A 16,885-nucleotide genomic window follows, 5' to 3' on the forward strand; every position below is an offset into this window, starting at 1 on the left:
CTCCTTATATTCTGAAGAATACAGACTCAAAAGCTTCTACATAATTGCAACCAGCCTGAACCCCACGATATGTAGCTAAGCCTTCAATTGCTTCTTTGCTCCTTGGATGCGGGTATGGTCTCATAACACCAGCATAAGCTGACAATGCCTTCAGCTTAGTTTCCACTCCTTTTTTGCCTATCTCTACAAAGTAATTCGGTGTAAATCGATTAGCTGAAGAATCAAAGGACCATTCCGTAGAAGATGGAACTTCCATGAACAGTAGCTGTTTCAACTTAGGCAAACCTTCTTTTCTCTGGAACAATCTGCTAGCAGCCTGAACAGCATAAGAAGTCTGAACATGATCATTATTTGTGTCTGATGGATGATGCGTGATAATTGCATCGGCTCGGAAATCTTCAATGCATGATTCGATAAACTTTACAAGTTCCAAATGCGGAACCGTATTCATTTTGATATTTGGAAAGTCAGCAGCATAACAATTACTAACACCTATTATTTCCATAGCCTTAGCTTGATCTGCAGAAAGAGTTGCAGAAATATTATCACGAGCAACTGCGTGCTTAACCATCGTGGCAACAGCTACGTTATGGCCTTCTTTCATAAGCTTAACTATTGTCCCACCAGCTCCGAGAACCTCATCATCAGGATGTGCCACAACTATTAAGTAATTCATCAATATTATCCTCCTCTGGCGTTCTACACTTTTATTTCTAATTGTTATTACAATTCTCCAGCAGAATCATTCTGCTATATACTTTCCATAATTTTTCTTAGTAAACTAGGTGATTCGATTTTCTACTAAAATCTCTAATTGTAAAATAAAATCTATAAGTACTTGCTCCTAAGGAGGGAGTGTACAAAAGAATCCGCCTCATGGAGTTTTGCTATACAACTAGATATTATATTGCTAGTGAGTCAAGAGGAACCATGTTCTTCCTGATTTTTTGATGCTTTCCAATTCTTAAATTGATACGATAAAATTGTTGATGGTCAAAAAGGAGGTTCACAATTCCAAATACTTCACATTTGACAAACGGATTGAAATTGAATCTTGCATTGCAACAATCTTTCCTTCGGAGCCATTGATGCTAGACTTAAGAAAGATCGTTCAACTATTCTAAAGAAATCAGACGTAATCACAGTGTTAATTGGACCAGCTATTCTTCTCGGCCGCATAATGCATGCATTGAAAATCATATAACAAATCGAACGTCCGCCAAGTTTGCAAATATCCTACTAATCAGTGTTGCAAGCTCTATAATAATGGGGGTCCAGATTTCAAAGAAGAAATCTGAGCGATAAATTCAAGCTGCCATATGTTTGCAACAATTTTTAATCATACGTTGCACCCTTGCAAAACCTTATTACAGCACAATTGACACCCAAAAGCTTTACAGAGCGCATCTGTGAATTCCGCAGTTGCACATTGTCTCAAGTGAAAAAGAAGTTGCTCGAATCAATCATCTGATCTTTCCATTGATTCGCCAAGTTCAATTCATTCACCGAATCTATGTCCATCAGGTCAATGAATTGATGTATAGTGAAAAGACCCTCTACAACTATATCGACACCTGCTTATTCGACGTCATAAACATTGATTTTTCCAAAAGGTGAAATTTCATTCTAGCTATAAAGCTCCCAAATTTAAGGTGGACAGAAAATGTAACATTGGTCGGGCCTATGGTGACTACAGAAAACACATGAATAATCACCCTGAAAGTCAAGTTGTTCAAATGGATTCGGTTATTGAATCTCGGAGCGGCAAACTGCTACTTATCATTCAATTTGTAGTCACCAACTTCAAGATTTTTTTCTCCATTATCCTAGCAAATAATGGTAGCGAATATTCCAATCTACAAGCAATTAAATCCAATACATCAGGACGTCGTAGACCTCGTTTATTTTATTGTAATCTCTGCTCACCTTATCAAAAAGTAGCATTGAGAGTAAACCATACCTTGATTCACTGCGTGCTACCAAAAGGAAATATATTTAGTCATTTGACCCAAAACGACATACTCCTTATGATAAACCATATCAACTCTTATACATGTAAAAAACTGAACGATAAGAGTCCAATCGACACGTTCAGCTCCTACTACGAAGAAGAAAGCTTAAGCCAGTTGGGTTCTGCGTCAGTTGCACCTGCTCTCATCAACTCAACTCCGAAACTTTTTGAAAATATATAGTACAAACGAACACACACCAACGATTATGAAAACTCATATTCTTTGGATAGGGTGGTATTTCCGTTTGCAAAAAAAATCGGGTGAAATCATACATCTCTTTCTCATGTGGTTTTGTTTGTATTTGCACCCGAAATATAGCAAAGAGTATAAGAAAAAGATAACATTACTATGAATTTATATCTTCAAAATTAGAATTTCAAATACAAATCATGAATTGCAGTTGCATAATCGGAAGTCTACTTTACGAGTTGACACATTCCTTATCCATTTTTCCGTTTTTTTACACTTCTAGTTCTTATTGTACAAATTCATGGTGGTTCTGTCAATTAAATGATATCTCTTTCGAATATTTTAAGAATAACATAAACAATCGTAATGAAAATTTCCCGGAAGTTTGCCGAAAAATTTTACATTATCTTACAGAGCGACAAACTTCCGGGGATAAAACTTCGTTTACTTATTAAATTGTTATAAATCTATCAAAATGCACTCTTTTTCATTTTTCTTTTCATTTCTTAGCCTGCTTGATCGTCATTCGTCTTCTCAGCTTCTTCATGGCTCGTTTCTTATGGGTCTTTGCCGTTTCGTAAGTTATGCCTTGTTCTTTTGCAATCTGCGGCAGCTTCTTGTTGTTGAAGAATGTCTCTTGAATAATGATGCGCTGCATGTAACTCAATTCATTTAACGCTTCTTTAATCTCTTTTTCCACTTGCCTCTCTAGCACTTCCTCTTCTGTATTTTCTTTGCCATGTAAAAAGTCCTCTAAGGTTCCATCTTCCCCCCTTCTGCCTTGAATCGAAATCGTGGGCTTCTTCTCTCGTGTCATTTCTAAATATCGGTAGCGTAGTTTGGTTGCCAGATAAGCATTAAAGGGTACACCTCGACCCCTGTCGAACGATTCTTTGGCCTCTAAGAAAACCAAGTAGCCTTCTTGAATGAGGTCATCATTCACCTTGCCAAAAATCCTTTTCGCCTCATAAATAATTAAGGGCTTGTAGCTTGTAATCTCCATGACTTCTCTTTCATGGAGAAGGCCTTCTCCGGTTTATTTCCGCCGGATGAGTCTAGAATACACCTCTTTCCTTGTGTTTGCTTTTTCCGAATAAAAAAAATCGAGTAGCGTATAACCGCTACTCGGAAGACTTCGTTCTTTAAATTTTTACTTTATCTTTTTTATTTGCTAACAATCTATGTACCAATTCTTCAACGAAATTATTATCGTGCAAAATAAAATCATTTTTCAACGCTCTTGAACGCTTAATGTCTTTTTCTATCGTCTTCTTGTGTGTCATCGTAAATATTTGAATTTCATTTTCCATGGTAATGAGGGTTCCCTTATCACAGCTCACCAAATCTAGTATTTTCTCAACACAAACATATCCATTTGCACCATCATCTTTAATTATTGGTGTGCGCATTTTTATTGGAAGTAAACTATATGTCTTAGAAAGTAGAACCACATGATTATGCATTTTGCCAACAATTGCCTCAGACTCATGGATCATCTGATGCCAATCCCTACCATATTTTTCAGCCCAATGCTTTCTATAAGTTGCAAAGCATTGCTCTACTTCATGAGGACCATCTTCTCTAATTTCAATAACAATATTGCCTACACCATCTTTATATGCAGGATATGCTGCATATACGCCATTGAATGACACTTAAATCGCCTCCTGTTAAAATGTCGACATTTCGCCGCACTTTAATTTTACCACTTAGTTACTATTCTTCAAATTATTTACGAAAAAGGACGATTCGTATGCGAATCGTCCTGATACTCTACTTTTATTTATTTTTTAACGATAAAATACCCTTGACCCTCTTCCACCTTGTAGGCATCGTTCTGCTTAATGGCCTGGAAGGTGTCTTCATGGGTGAAGCCCTTTGCAGCGGTCTTTGAAAAGAGGATTTGGACCGTTTGAAAACAGATCTTAATGTCGAAAAGGAAGGAATAGTTGCGGATATAAATCATGTCGAAGGTCAACTTGTCTTGCGGGCTTGTGGTGTACTTGCCCAAGACTTGACCCAGACCGGTAATGCCCGCCTTGACCCTGGTTCTGTATTGGAACTCCGGCAAATCCTTGCTGAACTCCTCAATGAAAAACTGTCTTTCTGGCCGTGGACCCACCATAGACATGTCACCGGTTAAAACGTTAATGAACTGGGGAAATTCATCCAGGCGGGTCGCCCGAAGAATTCTGCCTACCTTGGTGATTCTTGTATCGGCCCCTGTCGCCAATACCGGTCCGCTTTCCTTCTCGGCATTCTTGATCATGGTTCTAAATTTCATAACATGAAAGACCTTGTTGTCTAGGGTTAAACGTTCCTGCTTGTAGAAAACAGGAAAGCCATCTTCCAGCGCAATGGCAATTGTTACCCCCAAGTATATGGGTGATAGCAAAATGATGCTAATGGCTGAAGTGATGATATCGAAGGTTCTTTTTAATGCTCGCTGCACCTGGTTGAGCCCCAGGGGCTTAGTGGTAAGAATGGGTATATCATCGATCTGGCCCAGTTCAGTGGCAAACATGGACACTTCATGTAAGGTGGGGCGAATGGAAAGCTGAATTTCATGTTCAAAACAGACTTTCATAATCTCCTCTTTGTATGAAAAATCCATGGGTACAACCACTTCATTTGCCTGAAGAAGCAATTCTTTTACTTCCTCGCTGTAGGTCTCTGCAAAGATCTTTTTGTTATACTCGGTATTGCCCGATAAGAGTTTAAAGAAAATACGCTCATTGTCCACCTGGTTGCCAAAAACCAGTATGGTCTTGCCGGGGAACAATTTGAAATATATGTTGTGCATGATGATCTTCCAAATAATCAATAAGCCAGACTGAGTAAAAAAACTAATGGCAATAATGGAGCGCGGATAAGCAAAGCCACGGGTGAAATAGGTGATTGCCATGGTAAAGACATTCAAAACCAAAAGGGCAGAAATGGCAGCAAAGACGCTGTCCGACACCCGTTTTTCTCCACAATGGTAGGATTGGAAAAAATAAAAAAGTACGATGGCACCCAGTAATAAAATCCACCAGATATCCACAAACGCTTGCCAGTTTGTTTCTTGTATGGTTTCATAGCGAAGATGAAAGGCAAGTACAATGCCAAGCACAGTTAAAATTGCATCGCTTATAAGTTGTAAGGCATTAAATCCACTGGTATCTCTCTTTTTCATCTTTCCTCCTTCCTTCTGCTTTTCTGCAAGGAATCTTTGAACGAAAATAGCAACCAACGTTGTTCCTTATGATTTCTTTCCTTTTTTTGAGGTTTTTTTCGCTTGTTTCAAGCCATTCACTGCACCTACGGCAAGGCCAAAGATCATCCAGAAGATTGGTGCTACTGAAATAACACTGTCATTGAAAATGCTAGCTGCCGCATAAGCAAAAACCATGGCAAGTAAGGTTGCGGTTACTGGGTCTTCTTGTCCACCCAGCATATATTTCTTAATGGATTGAAAAAGAAGCAAGAAGCCCATAGCCAAAACGGCCAAGAGTGAAAGAAGGCCCGTATTTATACCCATCTGCAAATACCAGTTGTGGGGCTTGTCATACAAGAGATAGGTCGGCTGATTAATGTTCCACTTGGTAATATGCTCATACTGTGGAAATTCAAAGACAAAACAATCGGGTCCAGCACCCAAAAGAACATGCTTTTTCAATAGAGGGATGGTTCTTGACCAAATATACCCCCGATAAGTGAATATGGATTCTCTTCCTTGAAATCCAAAACGGGCAGGACTGTCAATTTGATCCGGTTTATGGTTTCTGCCCTTATAGGCTAGACCCATTTCATCGACCACAACCCAAATGTCAAACTTGGGTACAAGGGCAAACATCTGGTCCTCGGCACCATGAATCTTGGTTAAAACAAGTTCATAGTCTTGGTAAGCTTGATCTTTCACCTGATAATGACCCGCTTCCGAATTATTGAAGCCTAAGTTATTGCCCTCTGCATCTAGGGCTTTCACTGTGTTGTCTTTAATTTCAAAAGCAATATAGTCGCCATCTGCTTCTGTGATTTGAATTTGTTGTGGGGTAATCACCACGTTTTGTAGTTTTTCTCTTCCCTTCATGTCTTCTGCTTTTCTTTCAGCTTGACTTTCGCCATAATAAAGCTGATGTGTAACAGACTGCAAAGGACTATATAAAAGTGCTGCGCCTATAAGGACTAGGCCTGCGAAGGCAAAGCTAATGGCCAGCAAGGCTTTGTTCTTTTCTCTTCTATTAAAGATATATCTATAGAGGATGCTTGCTCCGACAAAATAAAGGAAATAGACAAAAAGAGTCAAGTAATCCTGTTGAATCAAGCGATTGCCATTCCACATTTTGGCATAAATCAAAATCATGACTATCACCATCGCTAGCCAGGCAAGAATCAAAGGGACCAAACGCTTGCCGCTTTTCTTCAATGCCTTTGGCATGAAAAGAACCATGATGATCATACCGGCTGAAAAGCCGATGAGGCCCGCTGAAGAACGAGAACCAACCAAGGCTGAGAAAGAAACTAAATTGGCAATGATGTAAAAGATTTCTTGCTTCTTGCTACTATTGACTTTTAAAACATAGCCCAATGACAAAAGAGTCATCATGGCAGCATAGCTGCCCATAAAATTTGGATTATAGAGACTGCCAACTACACCGGTTTCAAAACTCGTTTTTACCGACTCGCCAACGGTAGACCAAACTTCCCGCGGAAAGGCAAAATAGCGAAGAAAGCCTTCTGTGTAGGGGTCGTACCCAACATACTGAAGAAAACCAAAGAAACCCATTAGAATGGAAGAGGCCATGAGGGTATGGGTGAATACATCAATGGCTTTTCTTTGTCTACCATAATGGATACATAAAAAGAAGATGGCTACATAAGACAGTAACACCCACCCGCCTTCAAATCGATCGGTTAATCCATTGAAAGCAATATCATAGGGACTTAAAAGTGAAGAAAACAAAATGGCTAGGCCGTAAACCCCTGCAAAAACGGTGTATAGGCTTTTTTCTAAATGAATCCGTTTCTTAGCCAATTGATATAGAAAGATTCCCAAGGCCAGAAGGGTAAAGAAAATTAACGCTTTTGCCTTGATCAATGAATAGAGATCATTGAATCCTGTTCCAGGATAGTATACCGCTTCATCCAAGGTACGTTGATAAGTCTGCACACGAAACAATAGTGGTACAATGCCGATAATGAGGGCTAAAGGCAGCAACTCCTGCCATTTTACTTCCCGGTCACGTATATTCTTCATATATATCCTCCAACTTATAATCTTCTTATATTTTACACCAAAGCCCATTCTTTCTGGCTATTTTTTTATTCTTGTTTAATCATTCTTCCTACCTTTTCATCAACCACTTCCACTCTGGCGGATTAAACAGCCTTAAGACTAACAAATACGTAAGTGCGCCCGACAAAATTACAACTGCTAGTCCACCCATTTTGACCAAGAGATTCATATGGGTCAAATAATGAGGGCCTAAGTATTGCTGCAAGGGCCAAATAACCAGCACCATGGCAACACTCGCTATGAGGGGCGGAAGCATGGCAGGCAAACGGCTGTCCACGTCTGCTTTACCAAAGTATTGTTGGAACTTCCATTTGCGCAAGAACATGCCTAAATAACCCGCAATGGCTGTTGCTGCCGCCAAACCCTGCACACCGTATGGCCCCACCAAAAGGAGATCCAAGGCAATATTTGCCGCTACGCTAATCATACCAATCTTCATAGGGGTCTCGGTGTCTTGATTGGCATAAAAGCCCTTAACATAGAGACTATTAACGCCCGCAGCCAAAATAGCCGCTGCATAAATGCGCAAAAGGCTGGTTGTTTGTGCCAAAGCCAAAAGATCGAAGGCACCCCGGCGGTAGATTACCGTCACCACCGCTTCAGCCAAAACCATCAGTCCAATGGTAGAAGGAATGAGCAAATCTACCATCACCCGCAGAGATCTGTCAAGAACTCGGCGAAACCGCTCCTTATCCGTTTGAGCAAAATGCGAAAGTGTTGGAAACAATAGAGTCACAATAACAGCCAATATTAAAGCTTCATAGGTACCAATAATCCGGTTGGAATAATTCAATGCAGCAACACTGCCCGTTTCAAGGGGGGTCGCCAAAATTTTATCTACAATACCATTAATGTGATAAACCACACTGCCCATCAATAATGGAATGCTTAGGCGTGCCAGCTTCTTAACATCATCACTGTCCCAAAATTTCGGCACCCAGTGATAGCGATAACCCAAGCGCCGCATATAAGGCACCGTTGTTAAGTACTTGGTAATTGAAGAAAGCACCATGGCAACAGCCAGCCCTTCTATGGACTGAAAACGAACAGGCAAAACCATGAAAAAGGCAATATAAACAAGGTTGGAATAAATGCCTGCAAAGTTTGAAACCAAAAAGCTCTGGTGGCTTTTCAAGTAGTTCACATGCAAATCATTCATAGCACCAAAGAAGATGGAAAAAACACCAATCCGAAAGAGGGTAACCGTAAGTTCCTGGCTGGAGGATGAAAAACCGTACCCAATAAAACCGACAACTGTTGGTGCAAAGAAAAGTAAAATTGCAACAATGACCCCATACAAGAAAACAAGCCCTTGGGTCAATCGACGAATCAAATTTTCCTCGTCTCCCTTTCGGTTTCTAATTTCAATTAAAAGGGGAATCATCCCATTGCTGAAGACCCCCGAAAACAACCAAATAAAACTTACAATGGCATTCATGAGAAAAAAGCTATCGGCTTCAATCCCCGTGCCAAAGGTTTTTGCAATAAAAATTTCCCGCAAGAAACCTGTCGCCCGGCTAACAACCGTAAGCATAGCGATCAACAAGGCCGTTTTCTTTAAAAAGCTTGCATTGCCCATTTCGCTACTTCCATGCCCACGCAAACGGTGGAAGATATTTTGTACAACCGACCAAGCGGAAGACAAGGGGCCCATTTTTTCGTGTTTTCTAAATACACGGTAATTATACTTGACCAGACCGACCTTCTTTTTCGATATGGAATTTTTATGAAATCGATGAGAAGCCAATGTTTGGTGCAGACACAAAGCGGGTTGCTTGACCTCTCGCATCAATTGTAACCACAGAGCATAATCCTGTCGTTTCCGTAGCGAAGGGAACCAGACTCTTTCAAAAGCGGTTTTATCCACAACAACGGTCAAACAACCCATCCAGTTTCGTTTCAGCATCATCTCGTGGGTAACGGCATCGGGCAAACTTTCTGCTTTTTGCAAGACCTCGCCATATTCATCAACTCGGTCATACTCCGTAAAGGAGACAACCGAACCGGTTTCTTCCATAAAAGCGATTTGTCGCCTTAGTTTTTCTGGGTGCCATAAGTCATCTGCATCTAAAAAAGCCAAATACCTTCCCTTGGCTTGTTCAAGTCCCCTATTTCTTGCAGCAGCACTGCCTTGGTTCTCTTCCATATCAATATGGTGAATGCGCGGCTCTCGCTTCATCCACTCTTCAACCATTTCACTTGTCGCATCTGTTGATGCGTCATTGACAATAATAAGTTCCCAATTCTTTTCGCTTTGTTCTACGACAGAAGCGATTGCTTCGTTTATAAATCTCGAAGCATTATACGCAGGCATAATCACAGATATTTTTACTTCCATCGCCATTCCCCTTCTCTACTTCTTTATTCACCTTGCACGCTTTGGATCAAAGGCGCAGTTAAAATACTTCTTTTAAGACCGCTTCTGTCATTTCCCCAAAAAGGGGTCCATTATTCAACTGGTGGGGGGCTATGCCGCCACAAAATAAGTTGAATTCAATAATAACCGGCTCTCCCTGCTCATCAATGGCAATGTCCCAAGTGATCAGTTTTGAATGCAAAAGCTTGTTGTGAGATTTCTTGACCAATTCAACCACCTGGGGGAAATTTGGAATCACGCAGTCCTCAAAGCGGGCGCCTTGAGGATGTGTATCAAATTTCTCACCCTTCAGATTAAAGCCCATGGTTTTTAATCTGCCATCGGGTCGAATCCCCGAACTGATGCCACCGGCACAGCCATTGTCCATCTTTCCACCGTCTTTTCCCATTCTCAGCACAGCTGACAAAAGGTGAACTTCTCCTTGAAAATAAAAGGTGACCGCACGGATTGTATTGACGGATGTGGGGTGTACCTGTGCAATGTTTTTATGCTGTTTCATAAATTCTTGAACAATTACATTCTTGCCCATGGTGTCTAGCACATTTTTCAATGCTTGTTGACCATCTTCTTGCTGCCAAAATTGAATGCCGTGGCCACCGCCCGTACCAATGGATGGCTTGAGAATTATTGCCTCAAATTGGCGGCAAATACCCAAAACACAATCTTGATTTATCAGGTCAAAATCTGCATTCATCCAAATTCCATTGATCTTTCTAGCCAAGCTTTTTGGTTGCTTAATTTCAGGAAAGAGCAAGGGAATATAGTTCTTCTCGGAAATACCTCTTCCAAAATTTCGGTTGTTAAAGGCTCTATCAAAAACCGTGAAGTGTAGATCCTCGGGAATATGCCTGGGATCTAACTCCCCGTGGTGATAACTAAAATAGTACTGCCACCGCATATCAAAGCGAGTGGTGTAGGGTTTCCAGTAGGCCTTCACTTCTGCTTTAAAGGACTTGGGCATGACAAGGCTTTGCTGGCGGTAGTGCTTCGAAAGTTCATGGTTCAATTGGGCCCGATAGAAACCGCCTCCCAGTCCCAGTTCGCACCAGTCGAGGAATCCAACCCCAATCCCTTTTACTGATCGATATAACTTTTTCATTCTTACACCGCCTTAATAGACTCATGAAGATGCTTGCCAAATACTTCCTCTAAGACCTCATCTGTTAGCTCTCCAAAGAGGGGACCATTGCTAAGTTGGTGCAAATCAATCGATCCACGCCAATAATTCGGTTCCACCAAAATTGGCGACCCATCCTTGGCAATGGCGATATCCCAAGACATCAATCGAAAATGGGCGATTCTTGCATGCATGGCGCAAAGCAAATCGAGGATGTCTTGAAAATTGGGGATGATACAGTCCTCAAATCGTCCCCCTTGGGGGTGACGATCATAGGCATAACCCTCTTTTGTATATGCAATCTCTTTTAATTGACCACTAGCCAATATACCTGCAGAGATTCCACCCATCTGCGAATTATCCACACGACTATCATTGATTCCCATACGCAAAACCGAAGATAAAATATGTACCTGACCATGTTGTAAAAAACTCATGACCCTTACGGTATTAACCGAAGCGGGGTGTAAGCGGGCCAGGCTTTCATGCTGGTCAATCAAGGCTTGAACAAGCAGATCCTTACCTGGCTCATCCAATTTCTTTTCTAAGGATTTTACACCTTCTTCTGACTTCCAAAACAAAATACCCGATCCACCACCGGTGGAAAGCGTTGGTTTGATGATGATTGCTGGCTCATTGAGAATGAATTGAATGCTCCTTTCTCGGTCCAGAATACCATAGTTTTTATCCAGCCACTCTCCGTTTACCCGCCGAACAATGGTCCTTGGTTGAGCAAGCTCTGGAAACATCAAGGCAATGTAGTTCTTGTCCCGCAATCCATAAGAAAGATTCATGCGGTTCATATAGGGAAGTATCACTGTAAAATACAGGTCATTTGGAATGAATTTTTTGTCTTCAACACCTGTTTGATTGGCGTAAAAACGGTGCCAGTTGATATCAAAGCGAGTGGTGAAAGCATTCCAATATGCCCAAACTTCTCTCTTATAAGCCAAGTCCATTGGCGGTATTCCTTTAAGGAATTTAACATGAAGTTTTCGATTAATTTTCAGCTTTAGAATCAATCTAGCAAGCCGATCTTTTAGCCGAAATCCTAGCTTGAATCCAATGTCATTGATTTCTTTTAAAATCGTCATGGCGATCCCCTTCTGCTTTACACCACTTCAATGATTGACCATAAGGCCATTGTAAAGCCGACTAAACCTTCTATCCTTCTCCTCTAAGTTTACACGAAATGGGCTTGAATTTGCAGTTTTTTCAATATTTGGGGGAAATAAAAAAGTGATCAAAAATGATCACCTTTTTACTTGCTCACTAAGTTGCTTCTGCAATTGCTTCTTCCGCTCTTTGAATGAAATCATGCCCAGTAGATATGCACCTCTCATCCTCCTTTTTCTTACTATATCTAGTATATCTCAGCGAAAAGAAACTTTCATCCACAAGATAGTTACGTTTTCTTACAGGTTTTGAAGAATCAAACTAGATTCGAAAATCTTCCTGTTGAATTCTTTTGCGGTGATACTGCTGTTATTCATTGGCATAAAGCAGAAACTGGTTGCGCAAACTTCCAATCAATTCATCCAGGCCCACTTCTCCTTTAAAATACCGTTCTGCCCCGTCTATCATAAGGGTGATTTCCTTTTGTCCACCAACCAAAGCTCGACTGCTGTTTTGGAAATAAGGGATGATTTTTTCATAGTCTTGCTCAGTCGGATCCGCCATATCCAGCATGCGTTCACCATAAGCCGTTTCCAAAACCTGGATTAGGCCAAAGAACATTTTTTCATTGGTTTTTGCAACTGCTTTTTTTGCCAAGTCCAAGGTAATCGGCACAGCCTGCATGCTAACCTTGGATTCCTGTATTTCTTCATCCAAGGCTAGGGCTTGCAGAAACTCCACCGCCGCCGCTTTGTTTTTGCTGTCCTTTACAATACCGAGCATGGATGCAGAAAAGGCATAGCTTTTGCTTTCGCTTGGGTAGGGAAGAATCCAATAATCCGCTGCCTCGAAACGGGCATGGGCACCTTTCAACTCCATAATTTCCGCTTGATTGATGGGCTCCAAAGCTATGGTTCCCTTGGGTCCATAAAAGTCGTACTTGTCTTGATCCAGTTCTTCATTAACATAGGGTGCATGGCTGAGTTTATCCGCCAAAGCCACCAAACGCTTGTACAAGTCTGCCTTGAATACCCCTTGCTCATCCACCAAATCCTGCAAATTGTTAGCGACCAAACCCTTTAGAATAACAGTGGCAGGCAGTTTTCTTAATGGTGCCACACCTGCTGCCACCAAGTCGTCCATCATGGTTTCAAAGTCTTCAATGGTTCTTTCCGAATCCATGTAGGCCTGGTAAATGGCGTCTGTCGCTTCTGTCTTCTCTGCATACAGACCCAGCATGCGAAGATCGATTGGCAAACCGATCAATTTTCCATCCTGCTTGATCGCCTCCAATACTCCAGCATCTGCTGTTTTTAAGGCCTCCTGATCAATAACTGCGTTCAAATCTTGGAAAAATCCTTTTTCATTCAGTTTCTTTACAGGCAGGTCCTTAAAGAATACCAAATCAATCTGCTTGCCGCCTAGAATGTCGGTGTTGATTTTTTTCAGGTAGTCCTCATTGGTCAGTTCGTTATGGGTTTTCAACTGCACCCGCAGTTCCGGGTGCTTAGCACTATAGTTATTGACATAAAAATCTGTTGTGAAATCTGACTCCTTCGTATAGATCACCAGGGTCGTCCTGTCTGCCAAATTGGGGTCTTCCCCCTCTTTTCTTGTCAAATAATAGCTTTGACTGAAATTTTCCATGCTTTCAAAATCCAAAATCGTCATATATATTTTATCCCCTTGGAAGTACAAAGACTGGCAGGTTTTCATGCCCACACTCAGTTCATCGAAATGCTCTTTCATGTCTTCTCGATCAACCGCCTTTCCTTCCTTGTCATAATTCAACCGGGTCCATTCCTGGTTAACAAGCGTTAAGCCTTCCGGCGTTTTCTTTCCGCCCAGTATAGCGCCCTGAAAGTTTTCAATCACGCGCTCTTCATTGCCTGTTTCCCAGTCATAGGCAATAACACTGCTCTGAAAGCCTTCCATGCTTATCAAATAGAGGGTCTGCCCGGTCACATCCAGCACCTGACTTACATCCTCCCTCACCATTCGCTTGACTCCCGTTTCCAGGTTCCACGCCTCCAATTGACCCTCACCATTCAAGCGGACAATCTCATTGTCCATTTGGTAAAAGAAGGCGCCAGCACCCATGACCATACCCATGCCCTCAGCTTGATTTGCAAAGTCCTTCACTTCCACCGTATCAATATGGCTTCCATCAAAGCCGTATCGGTGAATCTGATTCTGATTATCCGACACATAATGGATCAAAAGGGTGTCGGTTCCATTGGAACCCAGCAGATCTACCATTCCCTCTTTTCCCGTTTCAAATGAATTTTTGCTCCCGTCTGGCGCATAGACCCATACGGTAGAACCCGAGTCTTGTTCAATCACTGCAATGGTACCGTCTTGCAGTTGGGTCATCACCTTGACGCCTTGGCCCTCCAAGGCCGTCTTTTCATAGTAATAGCTTTCTCCCTTTTTGCTGTCCCTTGGTGGTTGACCACCGTCTTCAACGACAGACCTAGAACTGCTTCCCTTGCCCGTGCATCCTGTTATCAATAAGACGACAAGCAAGATCATTGCTATCCACCGTTTTTTACCATTTTTTTTCATCTCTTTTTCCTCCTTAAGTCTCGCTCTATCCAGCATAAGCCCAGCCATGCAGCAAACATGCCTGTTCCCTCTAAGCGCAACAGGGTCAGTTGATGCAAATATTCCTCACTCATCATTCGCTGATGAGCAAAAAACAAGTGCTCTCTCAAGCCCCGAATCTGATCCAAGTACCAGCTTAAACTGACCAAATTTTCATTGATCACTTCCAAAGGCAATGACGCATACTCAATTTGCGTTGCCAATATTGCAGCCGCCAAAAACCGCCAAGCTGCTGGACTTATTTGCCTGTGTCTTATCTTAAAAATTCCACTTGCCACCAATAGCAACAAGGCGCCCACACCAAATAAACTCATCTGCCGCCTGCTTCTTTCCTGCAACTCTCCATAGCTGTTGACCTGAACCTGGTCGCCCAGGCTAGAAAACTTATTTGCAAGCATAGCGGGACGATAATCTTCTCCCTCTTGATTTTGCCCAGACAAAAGCAGTAAAGTCGGTTTCTGCACCTTCATTTTATCCACATTGGTCAACATCTTTACCGCTTCCTTTGTATCTCGCAATCGGGCTGAAACCACCCAAGGAAGAATGGTCCCCGGTCGGTCCATCTGTGCAGCCTGCTTTTCCACTTTGGGATGAAGGCTAACACTTTTGCTTTTGTCAAATTCCACTTGTCCCACTAGGCCAGAAGTTTGGGTTTCGAATTCACTTACCAAACCCTTAACCGCTCTGGAAAATATACTTTTATCTCCAACGGTTTTCCAGCTTGCCGCATCTGCCATCAAATAGGCTTGCGGTTTTACATCTTCTATTATTCCTTCAACTTCCTGAAAACTTGCTCTTGCATTTTCCACATGAATGTCAAAAGATGGCGCTCGTGCAGACTTATTGCCCGCAGCGCTGGCAAAGCTGGCAATGCCAATCAATGCAATGACCACTCCCTTTGCAAGCAATCCTTTCATTTATTGTTCCTCCCGTTCCCAAGTCACCTTCATGTTTTCTGCCAAACTCTTGTCATTCAAGATTTTGGATACATAGGCGTCTTCTGGTGAAAGTCCGGATGTGATAACCACATTCTTGTCATCAGACTCGCCTGTAATCACCGTTTGCCTAACGACCGTCACCTCTGTGCCAAATCCTTTTTTCTTTTCCTTTACCACCCATACATAGGCCTTGTTTTGATATTTTCCAACGGCTGATTTTGGAACCACAAGATCGTACACCTTTGTTCGTTTGGCATGTTTCAGCTCCACTTGGGCCCCCGCTGGAATCTCCCCTGTTGCTACTTGTATTTTCAACAAGCGATTGTCTTGATTTTCTGGGTCTGCACGTATGCTTAAAATCTCTCCCTGCAAACTGCCATTCACACTGGCGTGCTTCACGTTCAGGGAATCACCGACTTTAAAGTGCTCTGCCTTCTTTTTTTCAATGGAATAAACGAGCTGTGACCATTCGCTTTTCTTGGCAATCTCGTACAAAAGCTGTCCTTTTTGAATCTCCCCACCCACTGTCATAGAAAACCGGGCCAAGACGCCGGTTTCCTTGGCTCTCACTTGACCATTTTCCTTTATAATCTCTTTCAGCCCTTGCAATTCCTCTTGAATTTCTTTGGATTTTTCTTCTGCTTCCCGTCGGCTGGCAAGCACTTGGGCTTCCCTTTCCTGCAAGGAGGCCCCCACTTCCATCTCTTCTGCCCGCTTTTTATCCCGCTCCAAACGTGCGGTTTCCACGGCCTGTTTGGAAACGGTCCCAAGTTGATACAATTTTTCCTGTGTCACCAGCTTTTGTTCGGCTTCTGCCAACTCGTGGGCATACGCCTGCTTCTTCTCAGCCCGCTCCTCTTGAAAAAAACCCGCCTCCCTCTTTTGGGCGGCTTGAAGTTTCAAGTCCCATTCACTTTGACTTTTCTCTAGCTTGGCAAGCTGCTTTTTCAGTTCTTCAAGATCCAAACGGAAAAGGACGGTTTCCGGTGTCACTTCCTCTCCCTCGGCCATCTTCACCTGGCTAACCCTACCGCCAAAATCTGAAAACACTGCATCTCGGTCTTTCCATTCCAGCTGTTCATTTCCTTGCAACTCGATACTCAAAGCGGTCTTTGCAGCATGTACGGCTTGCACCTGCGGACGCGTATATTCGTTTAAGAAAGATGAAAACAAAGTGAATCCCCACAGGGCCAAAAAGAAGATCACCAGATTTTTCACCGCAAACCATTGTTTCCACATTTTTTTCATTGGATA

At 42.2% G+C, this 16,885-nt stretch carries 11 protein-coding genes; all 11 read right to left on the reverse strand.

The annotated features are described in order from the left end of the window. Nucleotides 1-4: 4 nt before the first annotated feature. Entirely contained in the window at nt 5-676 is a 672-nt protein-coding gene (locus AC25CA_RS14990; RefSeq protein ID WP_486814646.1) for a PIG-L deacetylase family protein, read from the reverse strand. Nucleotides 677-2,700: 2,024 nt separating this feature from the next. Further along, the gene (locus AC25CA_RS14995) at nt 2,701-3,204 is read right to left on the reverse strand and encodes an RNA polymerase sigma factor (RefSeq protein WP_486814647.1); all 504 of its coding nucleotides are present in this window, start codon (nt 3,202-3,204) and stop codon (nt 2,701-2,703) included. Between the two features lie 139 nt (nt 3,205-3,343). After that, nucleotides 3,344-3,856, reverse strand: coding sequence for a hypothetical protein (locus AC25CA_RS15000; RefSeq protein ID WP_486814648.1), 513 nt, complete (start codon nt 3,854-3,856; stop codon nt 3,344-3,346). A gap of 128 nt (nt 3,857-3,984) precedes the next feature. Continuing rightward, nucleotides 3,985-5,376 carry a sugar transferase gene (locus AC25CA_RS15005; protein WP_486814649.1) on the reverse strand — a complete coding sequence of 464 codons (1,392 nt, stop codon included), beginning with the start codon at nt 5,374-5,376 and terminating at the stop codon, nt 3,985-3,987. Nucleotides 5,377-5,442: 66 nt separating this feature from the next. Further along, nucleotides 5,443-7,440 carry an O-antigen ligase family protein gene (locus AC25CA_RS15010; RefSeq protein ID WP_486814650.1) on the reverse strand — a complete coding sequence of 666 codons (1,998 nt, stop codon included), beginning with the start codon at nt 7,438-7,440 and terminating at the stop codon, nt 5,443-5,445. A gap of 88 nt (nt 7,441-7,528) precedes the next feature. Next, the gene (murJ, locus tag AC25CA_RS15015; RefSeq protein ID WP_486814651.1) at nt 7,529-9,817 is read right to left on the reverse strand and encodes a murein biosynthesis integral membrane protein MurJ; all 2,289 of its coding nucleotides are present in this window, start codon (nt 9,815-9,817) and stop codon (nt 7,529-7,531) included. 58 nt (nt 9,818-9,875) lie between these two features. Continuing rightward, nucleotides 9,876-10,955 carry a sugar-transfer associated ATP-grasp domain-containing protein gene (locus AC25CA_RS15020; protein ID WP_486814652.1) on the reverse strand — a complete coding sequence of 360 codons (1,080 nt, stop codon included), beginning with the start codon at nt 10,953-10,955 and terminating at the stop codon, nt 9,876-9,878. A 2-nt stretch (nt 10,956-10,957) separates the two neighbouring features. Beyond that, nucleotides 10,958-12,067, reverse strand: a complete 1,110-nt coding sequence (locus AC25CA_RS15025; protein ID WP_486814653.1) for a sugar-transfer associated ATP-grasp domain-containing protein — start codon at nt 12,065-12,067, stop codon at nt 10,958-10,960. 391 nt (nt 12,068-12,458) lie between these two features. Further along, the gene (locus AC25CA_RS15030) at nt 12,459-14,654 is read right to left on the reverse strand and encodes an ABC transporter substrate-binding protein (RefSeq protein ID WP_486814654.1); all 2,196 of its coding nucleotides are present in this window, start codon (nt 14,652-14,654) and stop codon (nt 12,459-12,461) included. Then, the gene (locus AC25CA_RS15035; protein WP_486814655.1) at nt 14,651-15,610 is read right to left on the reverse strand and encodes a hypothetical protein; all 960 of its coding nucleotides are present in this window, start codon (nt 15,608-15,610) and stop codon (nt 14,651-14,653) included. Before AC25CA_RS15035 ends, AC25CA_RS15030 begins: the two co-directional genes overlap by 4 nt. After that, the gene (locus AC25CA_RS15040) at nt 15,611-16,879 is read right to left on the reverse strand and encodes an efflux RND transporter periplasmic adaptor subunit (protein WP_486814656.1); all 1,269 of its coding nucleotides are present in this window, start codon (nt 16,877-16,879) and stop codon (nt 15,611-15,613) included. Between the last annotated feature and the right edge of the window lie 6 nt (nt 16,880-16,885).

The sequence above is a fragment of the Gottschalkiaceae bacterium SANA genome (assembly GCA_036323355.1).
GTDB lineage: Bacteria > Bacillota > Clostridia > Tissierellales > GPF-1 > GPF-1.